General features: G+C 31.2%; 18 protein-coding genes. 7 read left to right on the top strand and 11 right to left on the bottom strand.

Annotated elements, in window-relative coordinates; translation table 11 throughout:
- Positions 1 to 65 precede the first annotated feature (65 nt).
- The gene (locus IAI10_RS08785) at positions 66 to 1,865 is read right to left on the bottom strand and encodes a heme NO-binding domain-containing protein (protein ID WP_315672933.1); all 1,800 of its coding nucleotides are present in this window, start codon (positions 1,863 to 1,865) and stop codon (positions 66 to 68) included.
- A gap of 246 nt (positions 1,866 to 2,111) precedes the next feature.
- Here IAI10_RS08785 and IAI10_RS08790 point away from each other — a divergent pair, with 246 nt between their 5' ends.
- The gene (locus IAI10_RS08790; protein WP_315672934.1) at positions 2,112 to 3,932 is read left to right on the top strand and encodes a SpoIID/LytB domain-containing protein; all 1,821 of its coding nucleotides are present in this window, start codon (positions 2,112 to 2,114) and stop codon (positions 3,930 to 3,932) included.
- 22 nt (positions 3,933 to 3,954) lie between these two features.
- On the opposite strand, the gene IAI10_RS08795 is transcribed toward IAI10_RS08790, so the two are convergent.
- From IAI10_RS08795 to IAI10_RS08815, 5 genes are all read right to left on the bottom strand, one after another.
- Entirely contained in the window at positions 3,955 to 4,641 is a 687-nt protein-coding gene (locus IAI10_RS08795; RefSeq protein ID WP_315672935.1) for a helix-turn-helix transcriptional regulator, read from the bottom strand.
- A gap of 1 nt (position 4,642) precedes the next feature.
- Positions 4,643 to 5,026, bottom strand: coding sequence for a DUF3783 domain-containing protein (locus IAI10_RS08800; protein ID WP_315672936.1), 384 nt, complete (start codon positions 5,024 to 5,026; stop codon positions 4,643 to 4,645).
- A gap of 16 nt (positions 5,027 to 5,042) precedes the next feature.
- Complete coding sequence (locus IAI10_RS08805) at positions 5,043 to 5,561, bottom strand: peptidylprolyl isomerase (RefSeq protein WP_315672937.1); 519 nt, start codon at positions 5,559 to 5,561, stop codon at positions 5,043 to 5,045.
- A gap of 24 nt (positions 5,562 to 5,585) precedes the next feature.
- The gene (locus IAI10_RS08810; RefSeq protein ID WP_315672938.1) at positions 5,586 to 6,248 is read right to left on the bottom strand and encodes a hypothetical protein; all 663 of its coding nucleotides are present in this window, start codon (positions 6,246 to 6,248) and stop codon (positions 5,586 to 5,588) included.
- A 195-nt stretch (positions 6,249 to 6,443) separates the two neighbouring features.
- Entirely contained in the window at positions 6,444 to 8,534 is a 2,091-nt protein-coding gene (locus IAI10_RS08815; protein ID WP_315672939.1) for a glutamine synthetase III, read from the bottom strand.
- Between the two features lie 336 nt (positions 8,535 to 8,870).
- Here IAI10_RS08815 and murI point away from each other — a divergent pair, with 336 nt between their 5' ends.
- Both murI and IAI10_RS08825 read left to right on the top strand, forming a co-directional pair.
- Complete coding sequence (gene murI / locus IAI10_RS08820; RefSeq protein ID WP_315672940.1) at positions 8,871 to 9,650, top strand: glutamate racemase; 780 nt, start codon at positions 8,871 to 8,873, stop codon at positions 9,648 to 9,650.
- A 309-nt stretch (positions 9,651 to 9,959) separates the two neighbouring features.
- Positions 9,960 to 10,262 carry an STAS-like domain-containing protein gene (locus IAI10_RS08825; RefSeq protein ID WP_315672941.1) on the top strand — a complete coding sequence of 101 codons (303 nt, stop codon included), beginning with the start codon at positions 9,960 to 9,962 and terminating at the stop codon, positions 10,260 to 10,262.
- A gap of 170 nt (positions 10,263 to 10,432) precedes the next feature.
- Here the strand turns inward: IAI10_RS08825 and IAI10_RS08830 are convergent, their stop codons facing one another.
- The gene (locus tag IAI10_RS08830) at positions 10,433 to 15,736 is read right to left on the bottom strand and encodes a diguanylate cyclase (RefSeq protein ID WP_315672942.1); all 5,304 of its coding nucleotides are present in this window, start codon (positions 15,734 to 15,736) and stop codon (positions 10,433 to 10,435) included.
- A 136-nt stretch (positions 15,737 to 15,872) separates the two neighbouring features.
- Positions 15,873 to 16,145 carry a hypothetical protein gene (locus tag IAI10_RS08835; RefSeq protein ID WP_315672943.1) on the bottom strand — a complete coding sequence of 91 codons (273 nt, stop codon included), beginning with the start codon at positions 16,143 to 16,145 and terminating at the stop codon, positions 15,873 to 15,875.
- A gap of 184 nt (positions 16,146 to 16,329) precedes the next feature.
- Between IAI10_RS08835 and IAI10_RS08840 the strand changes: the two genes are divergently transcribed.
- The gene (locus tag IAI10_RS08840) at positions 16,330 to 16,917 is read left to right on the top strand and encodes a GDSL-type esterase/lipase family protein (protein WP_315672944.1); all 588 of its coding nucleotides are present in this window, start codon (positions 16,330 to 16,332) and stop codon (positions 16,915 to 16,917) included.
- A 45-nt stretch (positions 16,918 to 16,962) separates the two neighbouring features.
- Here IAI10_RS08840 and IAI10_RS08845 read toward each other — a convergent pair whose 3' ends face one another.
- The 3 genes from IAI10_RS08845 to IAI10_RS08855 all read right to left on the bottom strand — a co-directional run bounded on the left by IAI10_RS08845 (position 16,963) and on the right by IAI10_RS08855 (position 20,713).
- Positions 16,963 to 18,741: a M3 family oligoendopeptidase gene (locus tag IAI10_RS08845; protein ID WP_315672945.1), complete on the bottom strand. Its 1,779-nt coding sequence runs from the start codon at positions 18,739 to 18,741 to the stop codon at positions 16,963 to 16,965.
- 106 nt (positions 18,742 to 18,847) lie between these two features.
- On the bottom strand, positions 18,848 to 19,729 hold the full coding sequence (locus IAI10_RS08850) for an SDR family oxidoreductase (protein ID WP_315672946.1): 882 nt from the start codon (positions 19,727 to 19,729) through the stop codon (positions 18,848 to 18,850).
- A 66-nt stretch (positions 19,730 to 19,795) separates the two neighbouring features.
- Positions 19,796 to 20,713 (bottom strand): tetratricopeptide repeat protein, encoded by a 918-nt coding sequence (locus IAI10_RS08855; protein WP_315672947.1) that lies wholly within the window; start codon positions 20,711 to 20,713, stop codon positions 19,796 to 19,798.
- A 695-nt stretch (positions 20,714 to 21,408) separates the two neighbouring features.
- Here IAI10_RS08855 and IAI10_RS08860 point away from each other — a divergent pair.
- From IAI10_RS08860 to IAI10_RS08870, 3 genes are read left to right on the top strand one after another with little or no spacing between them, the layout of a single operon-like run.
- Positions 21,409 to 22,203: a thymidylate synthase gene (locus IAI10_RS08860; protein ID WP_315672948.1), complete on the top strand. Its 795-nt coding sequence runs from the start codon at positions 21,409 to 21,411 to the stop codon at positions 22,201 to 22,203.
- Complete coding sequence (locus IAI10_RS08865) at positions 22,203 to 22,706, top strand: dihydrofolate reductase (RefSeq protein ID WP_315672949.1); 504 nt, start codon at positions 22,203 to 22,205, stop codon at positions 22,704 to 22,706. Before IAI10_RS08860 ends, IAI10_RS08865 begins: the two co-directional genes overlap by 1 nt.
- Before the next feature lie 2 nt (positions 22,707 to 22,708).
- Complete coding sequence (locus tag IAI10_RS08870) at positions 22,709 to 22,951, top strand: hypothetical protein (protein WP_315672950.1); 243 nt, start codon at positions 22,709 to 22,711, stop codon at positions 22,949 to 22,951.
- The last annotated feature ends 52 nt before the right edge of the window (positions 22,952 to 23,003 follow it).

The following is a 23,003-nucleotide window of genomic DNA, read 5'->3' on the forward strand; positions in this document are numbered from 1 at the left end:
ATGCTCTGTTTTAAATCAGTGTTGATTTTACACTGACTTAAAACAGAGCCAAAATTGAAGTAATACTATATCTTAAATTTACCTAAATCTGATTTGAAGGTTTCGGTTATCTTTTGGAACTCTTCTATGTTATCTATAAGTTTCTTTGTATCATTTGTATAATTAACTATACTTGCGCTTACTTCTTCTGTTGCCGCAGAATTTTCTTCGGCAATTGCTGCAAGCGATTCTATTTTATCATATACTGCTGAAATGTATTCAGATTCTCTATTTAAGTCATTTATAGTTTCTATAGTTGATGCAGCTACAGACTTAATTGATTTATTTGCTTCAAAGCTTATATTTCTTACATTCTCAAGGTTTTTAGTTTCAAGATTTAATACATCATACTGAGAAGCAATACTTTCAACTAAAGATTTTATTTCACTAACAAACTGTTCTAAGTTTTTATTTATATCTCCTACTGCTTCATTAGACTGTTCAGCTAATTTTCTTATGGATTCTGCAACAACAGCAAAGCCTTTCCCCATCTCTCCTGCTCGTGCAGCTTCAATGGATGCATTAAGTGCTAAAAGATTAGTCTGTTCAGAAATGCCATGAACTATTCCTACTATGCTCTTAATATCTCCAGCTTTTTCTTCTAGTTCATTTCCTTTTTCTTTAACCAATTCAAATTTTTCCATAGTACTTACTATGTTGTTACTTGCGGTATCAACTCCAGAATAGCTATCATTAATCTTAGACATTGCAGCTTCAAGTTCATTTTTATTTCTATTTTCATTGTCCACTATTGATTTTAGTGCTTCTATGTTTTTGTTAAGCTTTGCCACTGCCTCGCCAGTATTTTCTGCCTGCTCAACAGCTCCATCAGCCATTTGTTCCACTACTCCAGCAATTTCATTAGATGTAGTACTCATATCCTTGCCTATTTCATTTATAGTTTGTACAAAAGTGTTCATTTCATCAGTTACACCTTTAAATCCTATAAAATCAGATTTAATAACTTTTTTATGGTCATTTATAAGCTTGAAGATTCTTTCAAGCTCATCCTTAGTAACTATGTCACTATCCACCATGTATTCATTTTTAATAATTCTATTCATCTCTTCAGATATCATCTTAGCTGGTCTATTTAAAAGCAAAGAGGATAAAACTGCTGCTAAAGAAGCGATGACTGAACCAGCAAATACTTTTATGATATTTCCTGTTCCGACAATTGCAAGCAAAGATAATGTGGATACTATAAAAGTAAAAATTCCTATTTTGCCAGATATATTTTTTATGAATCCTAAAGAAAGTATACTATTGAATAAATATTTCTTTTTAAAATATATATCTTTGTCAAATTTAATTTTAAGTTTCATGCTATCTGGTGTTCTTTCAAGTTCTTCCAATTCTATATTTTCATTAAAAAATTCTGCACTGCCCTCTATTAATCCCATGCAATAATCAAACATTCCTCTTTTTGAGTTATAGCTAAAGACAGCTTCTCTGCTGCTTATAGGTTTTATATCTACCAAAGGAGGCTTTGCACCTGCAAATTTCTTAGTCATAACTACATGAATATCAAAAAGTGATTTAAAAAATGAATATAAATTTTCTTGCTTAAAGAACGCTGGAAAATCTCTATGAAAGGCAAGAATATTGTCCCTCCCAATGCTTCTCCATAAATCTTTAACTAAAATATTTTTACTGCTGGCAACGGTTTCTATTGCTTTCATTATTTGACTGTCTTCTACATTTTCAGTAGGTGTAAATATTTTTTCAGGCTTCCACCCCACAGAAATCATAGCCTTGTCCACAGTTGAGTCGTCGTACAACTTCCTACACGTTTTAAGCCATGTAGCTACTACTGTACCTTTCATATCTAAAACCTCCAATTATTTTTATTCGAGCCTTTATACTTTCTTTATATTATACAATAGAGTAAGAGAATTGTTAATATATAAGATTTTCCTTAGTTTTTTGTAATATTTTGATGGAACTTTATATAATATAATATATAATTATATTATATACTATATTATTGTACAATAGTGTATTGAGCATTATTATGTGTATTCATCATAAAATAATAATAGCGAAAAACTATAATAAAGGAGTGGATAACTATGAAAATAAAGATTATAAATAAAAGATTTTATTACATACTTTCAGCTTTTTTTTCATTGTTGCTACTGATTTTAGCACTTGTTCTGCTTTACCCTAGAACTGTTGAAAATGCTGTAGTAATCGATACTTCTTCATCCTACACCTCATTTTTCATTGGAAATAAGGAAAAAAGATTTAAAACCAAGGATGTTCAATCATTAAATAAGCTTTCTGTGGTAAATTTTAAATACAACCTATTTAAAGCTTATGACTTTAAAACTGTTGATGGTAAAAAAGAAAGAGTGATGAAAAAGCAGTCTGATTCTTACGATATGGAACTGTCCGGCAATCAAAATTTAGCCAAAAAAACTTACTATTACTATGTTGATAAAAACAATAAAATTTCTGTATCTGATCCTTCTAAGCTCATAATTGGTAAGGATAATATTACATCCTACAAAAACCAAAAGGGATTGCTTAATATTTTTATTATGACTCCCGTGGATTACTCAACCATGATGGTGGCCATATCAGACACTGATTTTAAAAGTGTTTATCATAAGACTATAGAAATAGAAGCAAAATCTCCTTTAAAAGTGTACAGTAAAACCGAAAATTATTCAGCTGATATTCCTGAAAAGACTAAAATTTCTTTTGAGAAAAATGGCAGCAGAATAAATCTAACAATCAATGGATTATCTAGAATCTTTTCAAATAGGCTATACATATCTGGAGATGGAATATCTGTTACCTCGATTAAAAGAGCTGACGGCAATATGATTCCAACATATAATGGTTCATTAGATATATCTAATAACAGTAGCGGCTTAGAATTAATTAATGAAGTTCCTCTGGAGGACTACCTTACAAAAGTCGTTCCATCAGAGATGCCATCAAAAAGTCCAATGGAAGCATTAAAATGTCAGGCTATAGCTGCAAGAACTTATGCTATTTCTGATATGCTTTCAAATAGATTTGCAGATGAAGGGTACTATGTAGATGATAGTACCAAAAGTCAAGTTTACAATAATGTCTATGCCCAAACTTCCACCACTGAGGCTGTAAATTCTACTAAGAGCATTATCATGACCTACAATAGCACTCCTATAGATGCTAAATATTATTCAACCTCCAATGGTTTCGGGGCTAATTTCAGTGATATATGGCTTGGAGACAGTAACACTATTGCTAATAAATATCTTAAATTTGGCACCTATCTCACTAGCAGCGGTAATGTTCCAACTTCTGAAGATCAGTGGCTTTCATATTACAAAGATACTTCAGTTGCTGCACTTGACAGCAGTTCTCAATACTTTAGATGGAAAGTATCCTACCCTTCAGAGGCTCTTACAAAAACACTTAGTAAGACTTTAAATAAATATTATAATAACGACGATGTTAGGAAATATTTAGTAATAAAGAAAAAAGGCAAAACTATTAAAAATTTACCTTCATTAACAAAATTAAATGATATTAAGGTCCTTAAACGAGGTTCAGCTGGAAATATAATAACAATAGGATTTTTATTTGATGGAGATATAGAAATAGATGTATCTAGCGATATGTATGTACGTGGCTCCATAAAAACCAGCAAACAATATTCTGACACTACTATTCCCATCATTTCTGTGAAGAATAAAATTGCTATAAATAGTGATTCACTGCCCTCCTCCTTCTTTTCTTTTGAAAAGAACAATGATGGATATGCTTTTTACGGAGGCGGCTATGGTCATGGAGTAGGCATGAGCCAGTATGCTGCTATAGAGATGGGAAAAAACGGTTTAAGCTATTCAAATATTTTAAACACCTTCTACAAAGGAATACAATTTGCACAAATTTAAAAAATCCACATATGTGGATTTTTTAAATTTCAAATTCTATTCTTTTAATTCTAGCTATAGCCTTAACTTCCTTAATAGGCATAGTCTCAGTTCTAACAGAACCGTGATTGCTTATTAAAAGCAGCTTGTTGCTATCTAGTTTTTTAATTTGTCTGATTTTTCTTTCACCCTTGTATTCAACTAAACATATAGCATTATTTTCAACTTCATTTATGCTATAAGCAAAAGCTAAGTCACCATTTAATATTCTAAAGCCGCTCATATCTTCATCTTCTATTTTTATGTAGAAAACTTTATCCTGACCATGTCCTTCAATTTTATTGTTTTGTATAGGCATCAGCTTAGTTCCAATTACATTCTTCATATCATAAGAATAAATTGAAACTCCCTTAAGCACAGATCCAAAAGCTCCGCTCCAAGCATCATTTATTTCTGCTTTAGGAGATACTTCTTTCTTTTTAAAAGAAGTTGTACTTGGAATAAATGTTTTTTCTTCTTTGTCATCTGCTGCTTCTGACATTGAAATATCATTTATATCACTTTTAAATAGCTTTGATACTCTATTTATAAAGGATTCATTAACTACCTTTCTTCCTAGTTCAACATCATTAATAAAAGATTCTGCTACTCCTAGCTTCTTTCCAAAAGCTTTTTGAGAGAGCCCAGCCCGTTCTCTTATTTCCTTAATTTTTTCTCCTACTCTGCTCAAGTTATTCCCTCCGGTTTTGTTCTGATTTATACCATTCTCTTTCCTCTATCAAATGCTTAATCAAGTCAGAAAATGTCCAGTTAATTGAGGTTTCTGTAACAACCGCCATTATAGGTCTGCTCTTCAAATTAGTTCTTATTGCCTTTATGGTAGCTTCTAATTCTTCATCGCTGTAATTATTAAAGATAATCACTTTTTCATCTGGCACACTGCCGGAAACCACATCTATTTTAAGTCCATTAATGATATCTTTTAGAGTCATAAGTGTCATTGTTTCGGATATTTCTATTAATTTTGATTCCTTAACATCCTTTATTATAGCATTTAAGATCTCTTTTTCATCATCAGTAAATCCATATATAAGCATGCATTTGTTGTTTTTCAAAGCACACCCTCCTCTCTTAATGAATTACTTCTGGTTCAGTATACTCCGTTTCAAAGGTGTCTACTGTTACTTCTTCCATTATGACGTCCTCATAAGGTTTATCTCTAAAATCTGTCTTTACTGCAGCAATTTCATCAACTACTTCTATTCCTTCTATAACCTTTCCAAAGGCTGCATATTGCCCATCTAAGTGTGGGGCATCTCCTGTCATAATAAAGAATTGGCTTCCAGCAGAATCAGGATGACCTGCTCTTGCCATGGATAATACTCCTTTTGTATGATTCAAATCATTCTTTAAGCCATTAGCATTAAATTCTCCCTTAATGCTGTACCCTGGATCCCCTGTACCATTTCCTAAAGGACATCCTCCTTGTATAACAAAGCCAGGTATAACCCTATGAAATGTTAGTCCGTTATAAAATCCTTTATTTATAAGGCTGATAAAATTCTTTACTGTATTAGGAGCCACCTCGGAATATAATTCTGCTTTGATAACTCCACCTTGCTTAATCTTTATTGTAACTATTGGATTCATAAAACCTTCTCCTCTCAAGAATATTTATATATGTAATAGCTTTATTATATCAAATCCACCAAAATATAAAACAATTAAATTATATATAATTCTTTGAATATTCCATATAGTTATATCCTCGGTTTTTTCATAAATTAATATGGGGATACCTAAGCCTACAACTTGTAATATCCAAGTCACCATACCTGCATCATTAAAAAGCACTGTGTATTTGCTCCAAAAAAGAGCATACATCATGATGATGTTTATTCCAACTGCTGCGTATCCAAGAAATTTTATTCTGCAGCCGGCTAAATCATATATATTAGCTAGTATAAGTGGTTCTAATATACTATTTAATAAACAGAATATAAATATGGCTAACAAAGAGTTATTCATGCTCATATTAAATTTAATTCCAGATATAAAGCAATTTACCACTGCTGCCAACGTAATTATAAGCGTAATAATCAATTCTCTCTTAGCGCCTTTAATCCTCATCTCCAAGTAGGGCAACTTATTACTTAGCATATTTCTTACTACTATGCCCCCAAATATCCAATAAATTATTAATGCTGCTATTGGCGGAATATAGGATTTTTCTGTTCCTAGTATAGCAATAGGAAAAACCACTGCCGTTGTCCATCCTATAAATTGCTTCATTCTGGCGTTTTGCTTAATAGTATTAACCTTTGTACTCCCTACCATCCTTTTCACTCCTACATATATCATAAAAACATTATATATTATTTTAAGCCTTTAGGGAATATTAGTTTTTAAATTTGGTAAATATAGTAATACATACTTATAATTCTCATTCCTTCATAAAGCGTTAAAAACAAACATATTTTTTAATGACTATAAAAAAAGACCCAGCCAAAGCCAGGTCTTTTATTTTGTATATTAAACGTTAAATAATAATTCTCCGTAAGTTGGGAATGGCCACAATTCTTTATCAACTAAAGTTTCTAACTTGTCTGCCACTTCTCTAACTTCTCCCATTTTTTCAAATACATCAAATCTGTAAGCTTCTGCTTGAGCATAAGCCTCTTCAAGTCCAGCAGCATTTTCAGTTGCTGTCTCAAGATCAGATACTTTAGCTTTTAATTCTGCAGCCAAAGCTGAAACCTCAGTTAAAAGTTCAGTCTGAACAGTTAAGTCTGCTGCAACTCCTGTTGCTTTGATTGTATTTATTGATGCTGCTAAGCCTGTAGCGAATTTAATAACAGCTGGTAATATTTGAACCTTTACCATTTCTGCTGCAGTTAAAGCCTCTATATTTATAGCCTTGCTGTAGTTTTCTAATGAAACTTCATATCTAGCATGCATTTCTATTTCACTAAATATATTGTGCTTTGCCATAACAGCTACATTTTTCTCTGCAATTAATGCTTTTGTAGCTTCTACTGTAGTTTTTATATTTGGAAGGCCTCTCTTTTCAGCCTCAGCTACCCATTCATCTGAATATCCATTTCCATTAAATACAACCTTTTTATGGTTTTTAGCTATATCTGTTAATATAGCTTGTACTTCTGCATCTACGTCTGAAGCTGCTTCAAGTTTATCAGCTATTTCGCTTAATTCCTCAGCAACTATTGTATTCAAAGTGTAGTTTGGAGCAGCAATGGATGCTGAAGAAGGAGCCATTCTAAATTCAAACTTATTTCCAGTGAATGCAAATGGAGAAGTTCTGTTTCTATCAGTTGCATCTTTTACAAGTGCTGGAAGAGTTGATACTCCTAATAATAATTCAGACACAGTTTTTGAACTTACTGCTTTTCCATCTGCTAACTGTTCAAATATATCCTCTAATTGTTCTCCAAGGAATATTGAGATTATAGCTGGAGGTGCTTCATTTGCTCCAAGTCTATGATCATTACCAGCATTAGCAGCGGATACTCTTAGCAAATCTGCATATTCATCAACAGCTTTAATTACAGCACATAAGAATACTAAGAATTGAGTATTTTCATGTGGTGTAGCACCTGGATCAAGAAGATTAACACCATCATCAGTTGACATAGACCAGTTATTGTGTTTACCTGATCCATTTATTCCTGCAAATGGCTTTTCATGAAGAAGACAAACAAGACCATGTCTTAATGCAACTTTCTTCATTATTTCCATTGCAAGATGGTTCTGGTCAGTTGCTACATTAGTAGTTCCAAAGATAGGAGCTAACTCATGCTGAGCTGGTGCAACTTCGTTATGTTTAGTTTTTGCCGGTACACCTAATTTCCATAACTCTTCATCTGCTTCCTTCATGAAAGCAGAAACTCTTTCTTTAATTACACCAAAATAATGATCTTCTAACTCCTGTCCTTTTGGAGGTTTTGCTCCAAATAATGTTCTTCCAGTATATATTAAATCTTTACGCTTTTCATATAACTTTTTATCAACTATAAAATATTCCTGCTCAGGTCCTACTGTTGTAATAACCTTCTTAGCAGTAGTATTTCCTAGTGCCTTCAAAACTCTTACAGCTTCCTTGGATAAAGCTTCCATTGAACGCAATAGAGGAGTCTTTGTATCAAGAGCCTCTCCTGTATATGAACAGAAAGCTGTTGGTATGCATAATGTACCATCTTTAATAAAAGCTGGTGAAGTGCAATCCCATGCAGTATATCCTCTAGCAGCACAAGTAGCTCTTATTCCGCCTGATGGAAATGAAGATGCATCTGGCTCTCCTTTTATTAATTCTTTTCCTGAAAATTCAAGTATAACTTTTCCATCCCCAGTTGGTGCTATAAAAGAATCATGTTTTTCAGCAGTTATTCCAGTTAATGGTTGGAACCAATGAGTGAAGTGTGTAACCCCTTTCTCCACTGCCCAATCTCGCATAGCAGCAGCTACTACATCTGCTACCTCTAATGTAAGTGGTGCTCCCTTTTCTATTGTTTTCTTTAAAGCTTTGTAGGTTGCTTTTGGAAGGCGTTCCTTCATTTCAGCATCATTAAAAACATACGAACCAAAAATCTCAGTCAAGTTACTCATCTTTGTACCCCTTTCACATAATTATATATAAGTGAGAACTATGGATATAAACTAAATAAAATCAATAAAAATAAGCTCTCACAGTAAATACATCCATATATGATCTTTCTCAATCATTATACATTCTATATTATATATTTTTTTATAATTCAATACTTTTTACTATTATTATTATTTTATCAGCTATAAACGTTTACTTTTTGACATTTAATTTAGTTTTATGCTTATTTAGTTAATATATTTTTGATTTAATATCATGTATATGACTTAATAATATGTTAAAATGTAATTGCTAATTTTCTTATGTAAAACATTTTATAATTTGGAGTGATGTATATGACATATCTAAACCCAGAGGCCGCTATAGGCTTTTTTGACTCTGGTGTAGGCGGCTTGAGTGTTTTAAAGGCGGCTAAAGAACTTATGCCCGCAGAAGATTTCATTTATTTTGGAGATTCATTAAACGCTCCTTATGGAGTAAAATCAATAGATGAAATTAGAGATCTTTCTTTTGCAGCTGCAGAATTTTTGTTAAAGAAGCAGGTTAAAGCTATAGTCGTAGCTTGCAACACTGCCACCAGTGCAGCCATAGACGATCTTAGAGATTTCTATAGTGAAATTCCCATTATAGGAATAGAACCAGCATTAAAGCCAGCTGTGGAATTAAACAAGGATGGTAAAATTTTAGTGATGGCTACCCCTGTTACATTAGCGGAAAAGAAATTTAATAGCCTTATGATAAGATACGGAAAGCATTCTGATATAATCCCTGTACCTTGTGCTGGACTAGCTGAACTAGTAGAAGAGGGTGAAACCTCTGGTAAAAAAATAAATACCTACTTATGTAATATTCTTAATGATCATCTTAGTACTCCTATAGCTTCAATAGTACTTGGATGCACGCATTATCCTTTTATAAAAAAAGAATTGCTCAAATTAGTTGGAGAGGAAGTAGCTATAATAGATGGAAGCTATGGTACATCCTATCAATTAAAAAGATTGCTTTCAAAGCGTGCACTATTAAGCTCTAAAAATACAGAAGGTAAAATATCAATTTTTAATTCATTAAATACAAAAGAAATTATGGATTTAAGTATGCATTTGTTAAATTTATAACATTTTTTAATTTATTTTTTTCTTATCTTCCCTGTTTTTATACCGTTTACATTGCTAGTTTTATCAAATTTATTAGTCTGTGATAATTATAACAATCTCGTTTAAGCAATGATATATCTACATTTAAGCCAAGTTGGAAATGCTGTTTTAATATAAGTATAGCTCTGTATTAAAACAGCATTTATTTTGCAAATTACTTTGTTAAATACTTGACAATCTTTTATGGTTTTGTTATATTATATATAGAAAGTAAACAATCTTTCATTGCCATAATAAATATTAAAATATTATTTTAAGGAGTGAAGTTACATGGAGGCAATTAAAGTTAAGGAAATTATTGGAACGAACTTTGAGTGTGAGGATGCTATATTACTAAGAAATTATATTGAGAATTCTATCGATAAAAATGTTGTTTTAGACTTTGCTGATATAAATACAGTTCCAACATCATTCTTATATTGCTTATTTACCAACTTAATAAATTCTAAAGGTAGAGATTTCATTGCTTCACATATAAAAATCAAAAATCTTGAAAATATAAATGACTTTACAAGAGTGCTTTTAGGTACAGCTTTTACTGACGAAGATACCATGGCATCACTTTTAAATTAATGTTGGTTTTATTTAAGTGTAAAAATGGCACCATTTAAAACTTCATATAATGCGAAAGGCTATGTTTTAAAATGCGAATAATATATTTTGAGTCCCAGGCGTGGATTTTGAAAAAACCATACCTAGGACTCATATTATTTATCAACATTCTTTTAAAACATAGTCTAATATTAAATTATAGAGATCATTATTTGTGCCAGCATTCCTACATAGTTTAGATCTTCTGCTTCAAATTCTTTAGTTTTTGAAGATACACTAAGATATATGATCCCTCTTACTTCCCCATTATTTATTATGGGACTTATAAGTATGGATTTCCAATCCGGAATTCCTTTCATGCTATCATAATCATATATACCATCCCAGTCTATTAGACATCTTCCTTTTCCCGTTTTTAATATTTCATCTATAATTTCTTCATTATAGATACATCTTTGCCATCCCTCAGTAAATATCTTTCTCCCAAAAGTCTCTTTTATTCTTCCATCTTTTATAACAATAAAACTTCCTTGCTGAGCCTCCGTTATTTCAATTATTCGTCCAAGAAAACTATATATCTTGTCTTCTTTCATACCCTTATTTTTTAATAATTCAATCAGTTCCACGATTACAGATACATTTCTATAATCTTGAACATCATTCCCTGTAATTATACCTGTAAGTTTATTTGAGGTATCAATTTTTTCATTAAATTCTTCCTGCCACACCTGCACTCTGTTTCTTCCAAGCTTCTTAGCAAGATATAAAGATTTATCCGCCCTCTCTACTAATTCTTTTATAGAAGAAGCTTGAAAACAGCTGCTCACTCCCATACTTACAGTAACATTCATTTTTTCTCCAAGAAGTCTAGCTCCTTCGATTTTAAGTCTCAATTTTTCAGCAGCTGCCTCAGCACCCTGCAAATTAGTATCTGGAAGCACTATTATAAATTCTTCTCCGCCGTATCTACCAAAATAATCTATTTTTCTTATATTATCACTAATTATTGCTCCTACTTTTTGAAGTACATCATCACCATTTTGATGCCCATATTTATCATTTATGCTTTTGAAATGATCCATATCAAACATTATTATAGAAAATATATTTCCATTGTTTTTACAGTCGTAATATTGTTCTTCAAGTACATCTTCTAAGCTTTTCCTTGTCAATGCACCTGTAAGTCTGTCAATGGAGGAGCTTATTTGCAATTGATATTTTTCAATTAATAAAGCAGCCAGAGGTAATACATCATAAACCTTATTAATAGTATGCTGATTTAAGTTATTTAAAACTCTATCTGCTTCTATATATAGGTATCCTAATATTTGTTTTCTATCTCTTAAATGTTCTCTCTTCTCTTCACTTACAGCTATATGATCTATCTTTAATTTTTGAGTTACAGGTATACACATTACTACATCCTTTGCATTGGTATCCTCACTATTTTCACTATAATTTAAATCCATTGTAAAAAATGTTTTCTTACTGCTTCTAACATTATCTATAGCCGGCTTATTTACAAATTTATCAAAACTTATTTCATTTCCGGCTAGCACCTTTACTTCTTTTTTATATTCTTCAAGGATAATGTAGGCATTCTTAGCAAGTATTTCCCTAGCCACGTATTCAACTATCATTGCTAAATTATATATCATATCATTGCATAAATTTCTCAATATATATTTTTTATCCTTAGCTTTTATACTGTGAGTATAATCAAAAATGTCCTGTGCAGATTTTATAAACTTAGGATTGCTAAATATGGTTTTTAAATTTTCATACATAAAAAGATTTTTTAATGCTGCCTCGTCCAATGCTATTTTGTTACAATCCTCATTATATTCTTTTTCATTATATATATTACTAATTTCTATTAGCTTAGAAAAAGGCTCATACATATGATTAAAATTAAAATAATCTATTTTATATTGACCTTCTACACTTTCAGTTAAGATTTTTATAGTCTCAGCAGATTGAAAATAATAATTTACTGCATAAAAGTGCTCACCTATAGAATAATAGTAATTTCCGATTTCAAAGCAAATTTTCCATTTCATCTCTTTGTCATCGCAGCTTTTAGTCAAGGCTAATGCATTAATTAATCTATCATATCTTTCTCCCCATTCTCCTATAAGCGCTTCCACATAAAGCTTTCTAATCTTTAATCTATCCAGTTGTATTTCTTCAGTTTGAAATGCCATTATCTCTGCTGCTTCGTTATAGTACCCCTTTTTTAAAAGTATCTCTGAAAACTCTAATATCATGTTAGTTCTATTATCTTTCATAGATACTCCGTTTATAATTTCTTTTATACTAAGCACCAATGGAATAATATCTCCGTTATCAAGGCTCATTAAATTGATCTTTTCTCTAATAAATTTCATATTCCACTTGCTTATGGAGTTATCTACAACTGATCTTTCTATGGCCTTTTTAATCAGCTCTCTTGCCTTATCAATTTTACCCATAGTGAGCATAATTTCTGCCATACCAGCATAATAATCCATCAATGTACTTCCCTGCTCAGGGTGCTGTATAAGCTCTTCATTAGTTATTTTTAAAAGCTTTAATGCATTTTTATAGTCTTGCAATCTAGAAAGGGTTACAGTCATATAAATATAATTATAAAATACTGCGCCTTCCATATATATTTTTTTTGATTTTTCTAACCCATCCTTAAAATGCTTCAGAGCATCTTCATACTTAAGCATACATAAATAATTTTCACCTATATTGGCCAAAGCAACTACATTAGATTCATAATAATTATTTTTTTCTGTGATTTCTTTTACTTTAAGAAAGCATTCCATGGATTTAGCCTCGTCCTGATAAGATTCTATCCATATTATTCCTATGCTATTTAGAGGCCCTATCGTACCCTTAAAATCTTTAGCTTTTTCAAAATACTTAATGCTTTCCTCATAGTTTTTCATTGCCTCTTCTACATTATCTTTATCAAAGTTTAAGTTTCCTAAAAATGAATATAATTTCCCTTTATATTTAAAATGTTTTTCCCCACATAGCTCTATACTTTCCATGCATAACTTAAATAACGCATCATATTCCTGTCTCAAGTCATATAATCTAAGCTTCAATAAATTAGAATCTAATGTAAATTTTTCGGAGCTAACCTTTTTATTCAACTCATCTATATTCTTTATGCATTTTTCGCATTTACCCATTTCTTTTTTATTAAAAGCAAAATTTCCAATTTTAATCAAAGCCTTTATTTTTAATTCTTCCATATTAAAATTCTGAGCAATTTCATAGCTTTTCTCATAGCAGGAAATAGACTTTTCAACATCTCCCTGAATTTTATATAACTTACCCAGCCTTATTAGTATATCCCCCAGCCTTGAATCCTTGTTTTCCCTCTCTACTGCCTCTACCGCTTTTTTTAAATATTTAATTGCAGCATCCACCATATTCTCCGCTTCAAATTGAGCAGCATACCGCAAGCAAAAATCTACTACATTTCCATATTGCTCACTCATCTCCATATGAAAAATAAGCTCATCTAAATATTCATTAGAAGAATTACTCGTATAATCCTTAAGCGCATCAGCTACGAATAGATGCTTGTTCTTTTTCTCTTCTTTTTCTAGTTTTCTATATATCAACTTTTTTAAAATTTTGTTGTGAAAATCGTAATAAATTTCCTCATCTGTTCTTTTAACTATAATCCCTTTACTCACATAATTCTCTAGCATACTCTTTACATAAGCTTTATCTATTCCTTTTATTTTTTCTATTATATCTATGTTCACATCTGCTTTAAATAGAGATATATTTTTTAATATTTCGTAGTCCTTAGAATCTATTTCTTTTATTTGATTCCAGGTAGCTTGTTCCATATCCGTAGGTATGTGAATTTCCATAACTTTATCATGATCAGTTGACCATATGCCATTATGTTTATTTATGTATATCTCTTTTGTTAAAAATAAATTTTTTACTACTTCTTCTATAAAAAGAGGATTGCCATAGGTTACAGAATGTATCCTGCTTCCAAGATTATTAAGGTCATATGGAGCATTTAATATGCTTGTTAGCATCTCAATAGAATCTTCCAAATTTAATTCGCAAAGCTTTATTTCAGTATAATTTTCATTTTTCATCATACTATTATGAAATTTAATAAATTTATTATCATATAATAAACATTTGTCATCATAAGAAAACAGGATAAGTATATCTATACCATCCTCTGAAAAAAGATACTCTATTATGTCCATATAAATTTCATTGAAAGAATTAATATCATCTATAACAAATACTATAGGCTTAATCCTAGAAAGTTCTGCTGCCATACTGGAAAATCTATTTATTATTTTATATTTCTCCATTTTTTCATGCATTATTAAATCAAAATATTCCTTGTCATCTTGCGCGTCCTTAGAAATTATATGTTCCCATTGCTTTTTATACTTATTAACCTTCTCTTCTTCAAGTTCGCCGATCATTCTCTTTATTATATTTAAAAGGTTACTATTAACACCAATATTTTTCTGAAATCCATCCTGGAATACATTACAGCCTTCTAGCTTAAATAAATGAATTATTTCTTGTAAAACCCTAGTTTTTCCGATACCGGTTTCCCCATGTATTCCTATTACACTGCCTCTATTTTTTCTAGCTATGATATTCTTATATTTTTCAAATACATATTTTTTTATATTCTCTCTTCCTATAATCTCGTGCTTTATATTTAATTTATTTATTTCATCAATATAAAATGCAGGGATTTTTTTATTCGAAGCATTTTCTATATTATGTATTAAACTAAAAATATCTATATTCTCACCATATTTGTGAGCTTTTTCAATATAATTATGTATAGAGTTTATTCTATCATCATTATTTAACTTTATATCCTTATCGAATATTTTAAAAAACAAATTACTTAAAGCCTGTATTTCTTCCTTTAAATAATTCGTTGTATATTCTAATTTAGTATATTTTAACCGCTCATACATCTTACCGCTTTTGTATTTATAAAGGGAAAAAGATACTATATCCTTTATTTTATATATATAATTACCATCTTTATTATTAATATATATATCCTCTATTCTTATATCATCGTAAAAATATCCCTTTAAATACAAAGTATTTATGGTACTGCATATTTGACTGAACATATCCAGCTTATCATCATTAGAAATTATATTATAATAGTCATTTAATTCCCTATTTCCTTCGAAATACTCAGAAGAGTAGTAGTATATTAGCTCGTCAGTTTTAGAGTTATCTATGTTAGTTATTATGCCAAAATCATATATGCTTACTATTCCTCTTCCATTTGCAGCTTTTAGTCGAATAAAATCTTCTTTTAAAAATTTTATAAATTTTTCAGAAACATAATCCTTATTTATAATATTTATGCAAAGTTTTTCAGCTTTATTTAATACGTCGCACACAAGATACCTAGTGATATAATAATCATCAGATAGGATTTTTATAACTCTATATCTGTTATTTATAAGCTCCATTTACATCACTTCTCCAGAATAACCATAATTATTTTAATTATATCACATTGTAACATATTAACATATAATCAAATAAATATATTTAACACAAAACAATTGACGTAAATAATGTATATAATATGAAAAGTGATGCATCTTACATGGTTAGTTTTATTACGTTATTATTTAATATTTCATATTTATATGCTTCACAATGCACAAAAGGATTATTGCTTACTATGTAATTTGCCTCATCTATATTGTCAGCCCTAAATATCATAGTTCCTCCATTTTTATTAAGCACTCCAGCACAATATAAAAACTTTTTCAGCTCTCTATTTTTATTTATATTTTCCTGCTTTTGCTTATCATTTATACCTTTAAGATTTCCGTAATTGATCTTTACAAATAATCCATCTTTTTTTGTCATTTAAAACACCCCTTTTTATTAATGGCAAATTATGATTTATATCTTATCGTTTCTGCATAAATCAATTATAACGAACAAATGTTCCCATGTCAATATTTCTTTAACTCTCACACTATATATATTTAAAGCTCCCTAAGAATATGCTATTATAATTTACATATTAATATCTTATGGAGATGATACTATGTCAGTAATTTGTTTAGGAGACAGCATAACTAGAGGTTTTGGAGTTAAGAATTATGAGTGCTGGGTGAGTATTTTAAATTCTCTTGATAGATATGCTTTAATAAATAAAGGTATAAATGGAGATACTACAGCCTCTATGCTGGAAAGATTATGGCGAGATGTTTTAACTTTAAACGCAGAGTACTGCATAATACTAGCTGGTACTAACGATTTTCTTATGGGCAGATCTACAAAGTATGTTTTTGAAAATATATCTCTGCTTGCAACAGATTGTATTAAAAATAAATATATACCCATTATAGGGTCCCCTATACCTACGATTCCCATTCTCGCTAAGAAATATTGGGATGACAGTATAGACTATGAATTAGTAAATAATAAATTAAATAAACTAAATTCTATGCTGAAGGATTTATCTGTTTCAAAAAATATATTATTCATTGATTTATATAAAGTTTTTATAAAAAGGGATTCCTTGGCTGAAGATTTATATACTGATGGTATACATCCAAACGCCTTAGGACATAAGCTTATAGCAGAAAATATACAATTTCTCTTAGATAAAATATCCAAGTTTCTTCGTTAGTTGAAGATAACTTGGATATTGATAGCTTTTGTTTAATATTATACTCTAAAATTCTTTGCTTAATTCTAAGAATTCATTTATATCTTCCTCTATTATCTTTAAAGAGCTTCTCCAGAAGTCAACACTATGAACGTCTATCCCCATAAGCTTTGTTACATCTGCTATTTTGGCTTTTCCAGTTACCTTAAGAAGTTCATCATATTGTTTAACAAAATCTTCTCCTCTTTTTAGGTATTCTGCATATAAACCTTTAGCAAAAAGCTGGCCAAAAGCATACGGGAAGTTGTAGAAATTAGTAGATGCATAGTAGTAATGAGGCTTACACGCCCACATATATGGATGAAGATAATTCTCGTCTAATCCATCTCCATAGGATTCCTTCTGAGCTTCTATCATTATTTCCTTAAGCTTCTTTGCATTCATTGAACTTTCTTTTCTTAATTCAAATACCTTGCTTTCAAATAAAAATCTGCTGTAGATATCCACTATTACCTGTCCGCAGTCACTTATTTCTGTTTCCAGTATTGAAAAAGCTTCTTCTTTACCTGAACTTTTTATAGCTGCTTTTTTAACTATAGTTTCACAAAAGGTTGATGCTGTTTCAGCCAAAGGCATTGGATAGTTGGTATTTAGTATATTTTCTTCCTTTAAGCAATCACCGTGGTATCCATGTCCAAGCTCATGGGACATAGTAACTACATCTGTAAAATTATCTCCGTAGTTAAGCATTATTCTGCTTTCACCTATAGGTATTATGTTTTCACAGAAGGCACCGCCTACTTTTCCTTCTCTTGGCTTTACATCTATCCATCTCTTATCTATAGCCTTCTTAGCAAAATCTGCAAGCTTATCGCTAAAAGTTCTGAAGTTATCTATAACAAATTTTTGACCTTCCTCATAAGGTATCTTCTTATCAGATTTAACTACTGGAGCGAATAGTTCGTAGAAAGGAAGCCCATTTTTATGTCCTAAAAGTTCACCTTTTCTCTTATAATATTTTCTGAAAGCGGGAAGGCTTTCTTTCATTGCCTCCAGCATAGCATCCAAGGTTTCCTTATCCATTCTAGACTTTGCCAAAGTCTCGTGAAGTGGCGACTCATAACCTCTAAGCTTAGCTACTGTTATAACTTCACCTTTTATGCCATTTAAGCAAGCTGCCACAGAATCTTCAATCTTAGAATATGATTTTAACTCTGCCTCATAAGCAGTTTTTCTTACCTTTACATCTGCGTCATAGGCCAAATTTCTTACAACTGTAAGCGGCAATTCTTCCTTTTTACCCTTTAGCTCAATATCTACTCTTAAGTTAGAAGTTAAAAGATCCTTCAACTTACTCCAGGAGTTTGAGCCTGTATTTCTCATTTGAGCTATTACAGATTCTTCTTTATCACTAAGGATATGCTTACTGTTTTCTACAATCTCTTCAAAGTGAAAACTGAATTTCTTCAACTTATCAGAAGAACTTATAACTTCTGCTATATTAGGCATCTTTCCTATCCATTTATTGAGTTTTGCTTCCCACTCTGCCATAGAAGCAGATTTGCTTTGCAAAACCTCTGAGCTTTTTAATGCAGCTTCATTTTTTGTATCCACACTCAGGGTAAGCTCTGAGAATGCATATAATTTAAACAATAGAGCATTTCCTCTGCTGTTAATCTCTATGTACTTTTCTAATTTTTCTTTAACGTTAGAATAATCCGAAGTAATATCGTCTACCCAGTTTTTATATTCTTCTATAAAAGCATCGCAGGCTTTCATATCACTTTTAAAATCTTCACCTTCAAAAGATGAGTAAAGTTCCTTCAAACTCCATGAATAATCCATTTTATATCCTCCCTGCCTAAAATTAGTATATTTAAGATTATATCAAATTAAATAACAATTAAAAAGACTATGCCAAAAAACATAGTCCTTTCAACAATATTTATATCTATCCATTAATTATAGTTCCACCATTTACATGTATGGTTTGACCAGTTACATAGGAGGCATCCGCTGAAGCTAAGTATACATAGGCTCCTGCAACTTCCACTGGCTGCCCAGCTCTTCCTAAAGGAGTATCCGCTCCGAATTTAGCACTGTCTTCCGCCTGAAAGGTAGATGGTATAAGAGGTGTCCATATAGGTCCTGGTGCCACAGCATTTACTCTTATATTTCTAGAAGCTAAATTGGTGGATAGAGATCTGGTAAAAGCAGAAATAGCTCCTTTTGTAGAAGAATAATCTAATAAGTCCTGACTTCCTTTAAAAGCTGTTATTGAGGAAGTATTTATTATTGAAGCTCCAGCCTTCATATGGAAAAGAGCAGCCTTAGTTAGATAAAACATGGCAAACACATTAGTTTTAAAGGTTTTTTCAAGCTGCTCAGCTGTTATATCTTCTAATGCCTTAGCTGGATGCTGTTCAGCTGCGTTATTAACCACTATATCAATTCTTCCAAACTCCTGCATGGTTTTATTAACCACATCTATACAAAACTGCTCGTCTCCAATATCGCCTTTTATTAAAGTACACTTCTTACATTTCTTATCTACAAAATTTTTGGTTTCATTTGCATCGCTGTCTTCATTCAAATATACTATTACTATGTCTGCCCCTTCTTTAGCAAAAGCCACTGCAACAGCTCTTCCTATTCCGCTATCTCCTCCGGTGATTATAGCAACCTTCCCTTTTAATTTACCATCTGTTACTCCATATTCAGGATCTTCAAATATGGGTTTAGGCTTCATAACACTTTCTATACCTGGTTCCGAATCCTGTTTTTGAAGCGGAAACCCTTTAGGAAAATTTTCTCCTGGAAAACTATTTGACACAGTATCACCTCCAATTAATATAACAATAATATTATTAGTAACTGAAGATATTCTATACTCGAATAATCAATCAAATATTTCATCATAGCCTGGATGATCTTTAAGAATTAGCAGTTCATCATCTTCCTTAATACACTTTTTAAATCCCGAATAATTTTTTACAGCTATCTTTAAGTCATTTACAGCTTCATCAAATTTACCAATATAAACATAGAAACAAGCTCTATTATAATAAAGGAATCCTTCTTCTGGATTACTTTTTATCCCGCTGCTTATGATTTCAACAGCTTTCACATATTCCTCGTTCTCTTTATATATTATGGATAAATTTAAATAGCTATATGGATATTTGTTATTTTCATTTATGGACATCCTGTAATACTTTTTAGCTTCTTCCTCATTGCTAATTTTTCTGCAGACCACAGCCATATTAAATAAAGCAATATAATCATATGGATCTACTCTAAGAGCTTCCTTAAACATCTTGTAAGCCTTGATATAGCAATTCTGCTCCTCATACATTGAGCCTAAATTTATGTAGCTCCAAAAATCATCTTCGTCTAATTCAAGCACCTTTTTAAAATATTTTTCAGCTTTTCCGTAATTTTCTAAATCGATGTAAGCATTGGCTGCAAAAAAGTAGGCCTTATTATAATTAGGATTTAATTCTATAGCCTTTTCATAATATTCTACAGCTTTTTTATAATCCTTTCTTTCATCATATATTATTCCTAGACCATAATAAGCCCTAGCATCATTATGGTTTAATTTAATAACTTCCTTATATTTAGCTTCCGCATTTTTTACATCTTCCATCTCGTCATATAGAAGCGCCATGTCTATGAGCAGCTCACCATCTGACTTTCCATTTTGCATGGCATAGGCCTTTTCATACATTTCTAATGCTCTTTCCAGCTCTCTTTTGCTGTAGAACATCTTTCCCATAGTTTTAAAATTTTCTAATTTATATCTATCTGATTGCATAAAATCATTCCTTTTAAATTTCATAATTATAATTGCAGTAATTTAATCTCTTTTAAAAAAACAAGGTTAATTTATGAGATTATTATACCACATATAAATCTTCAAATTTGTATTATAAGCTAATCTAAAGAATTTTTTAGGAATTTATGCTTTTTATATATTGGTGTGTTATTATATAATAATTATAGGTTCTGCTTTAAATCAGTGTTGATTTTTCGCTGATTTAAAACTTCCTTTAGTTCGGGGAGGCCACTGAAAAACTAAAAAATATTACTAATTTAGATATATTTGTATATTTTCGCAGGTGATTTATGTCTAAAAAGTTGTTACAAGGCTATTAGAAGGCCTTCTGACGCCTTACTTATTTTACCAAACAATTTGTGCAAAAAATATGGGGACTTTTTCAGTGGCCTCAGTTCGGGAGGCTATGTTTTAAAATGTTGATATTATCGTTTGAGTTCTAGGAACTCTTAGGGATTGAGACTTATAATTGGCGTAATTTTGCCCAGGACGGGCAAAGCAATTTTAGCGCCATGGACGGCGTATTAAAATTGGTAGCCAATTATAACAAAGTAGCCCTTAGAGTCCATCCCATGGGTTCTGAAAGAAACCATGCCATTGCGAAAAACGCCTTTATCAACATCCTTTTAAAATATAGCCTGATTATAAAACATTTATATCAAGGAGGAATTTTTTTGAATACTGCTGATAAACAATATCTAGCCGTAGTTAGAGATATATTAGACAATGGTTGTTACGAGACTGAAAATAGAACTGGTATGCCTACATACAAGCTTCCTCATAAAATATTTCAATTCAATCTTGAAAAGGAATTTCCAATACTGACGACTAAATTTGTAGCTTTCAAGACAGCTGTGAAAGAGCTGCTATGGATATACAAGGATCAATCCAATGATGTAAAGCTTCTTCAACAGCAAAATGTGCATATTTGGGATGAATGGATGCTGGAAGACGGAAGCATAGGAACCGCCTATGGGTGGATAGTAAAAAAATACAATCTTATCGATAATTTAATAGAAGGAATTAAAAACAACCCTCAGGGCAGAAGACATGTTATGAGCTTATGGCAAGATGAGCATCTTCAGGGAGGTGCTCTTTACCCTTGCGCATTTTTAACTATGTGGGACGTATTAGACGATAAACTTAACTGCATGCTTGTCCAGCGTTCAGGTGACGTTCCTTTGGGAATCCCCTTTAACATGACTCAATATGCAGTATTAGTTCATTTAATTGCCAAAGTAACTGGTTATAAGCCAGGCATATTCACTCATGTAATAAACAACGCTCACATATATGAAAATCAAGTAGAAGGCATGAAGCTCCAGCTCACAAGAGAAGCTCAAGCTTATGCTGCTCCAAAGCTTTGGATTAATCATGAGATAAATAATTTTTATGATTTCACAATAGATGATATAAAATTAATTGATTACAAACATCATGATGCAATAAAAATGGAGGTATCGGTATAATGCTTGGTATTATTGTAGCAACAGATTCAAATAATCTTATAGGCAGAGATAATTCTCTGCCTTGGCATCTTCCAAATGACTTAAAAAAATTTAAGGATATAACCTCTTCTGGCAGTAAAACCATGATAATGGGCAGAAAAACCTTTGAATCCTTAAAAAAAGTTCTGCCAGGGCGAAAGCACGTAATACTTACTAGAAATGCTAATTTACACATTCAAGACGAAAATGTGGTTATCCTACATAATGTTGACGAGCTTACTCCTTACATAAACTCAAAGGAGGAATATTATCTTATAGGTGGCGGTGAAATCTTTGAGCTTCTTTTCCCATATGTTGAAAAAATATATTTAACTCTAGTAGAAGGAAATTTTGAAGGCAGCGTATATTTACCTAATATTGATATGAATGATTGGCAAATTATTAATGAAGAAAATGGAATTGTAGATGAAAAAAATAAATATGCCCATAAATTCATTACCCTAATTAAGAAAAAGCGAGGCTAATTATGGATAATAAAGAAACAACCTTCAAGGAACAGGAAAATAACAAATTTAAAGATGAGTTTTTTATGAGAAGAGTATTTAAAAAACCCTATGTGCTTATACCCGTAGGAATCATATTGCTTATACCAGCGCTTTACTCAATATTTTTTAATTTCACTGTAGTAAGTGTACTTTTCTACGTTCCTATTGCTCTGCTGGGTCTCGGTTTACTTTTTGGTGGAATTCTTAGAATAATAAGGAATTAATATACCTTAAAAGCTTATTGATATGCTTTTACTTTGATGTTATACTTTTTAC

It is taken from the genome of Clostridium sp. 19966 (assembly GCF_032335695.1).
Taxonomy (GTDB): domain Bacteria; phylum Bacillota; class Clostridia; order Clostridiales; family Clostridiaceae; genus JACTOJ01.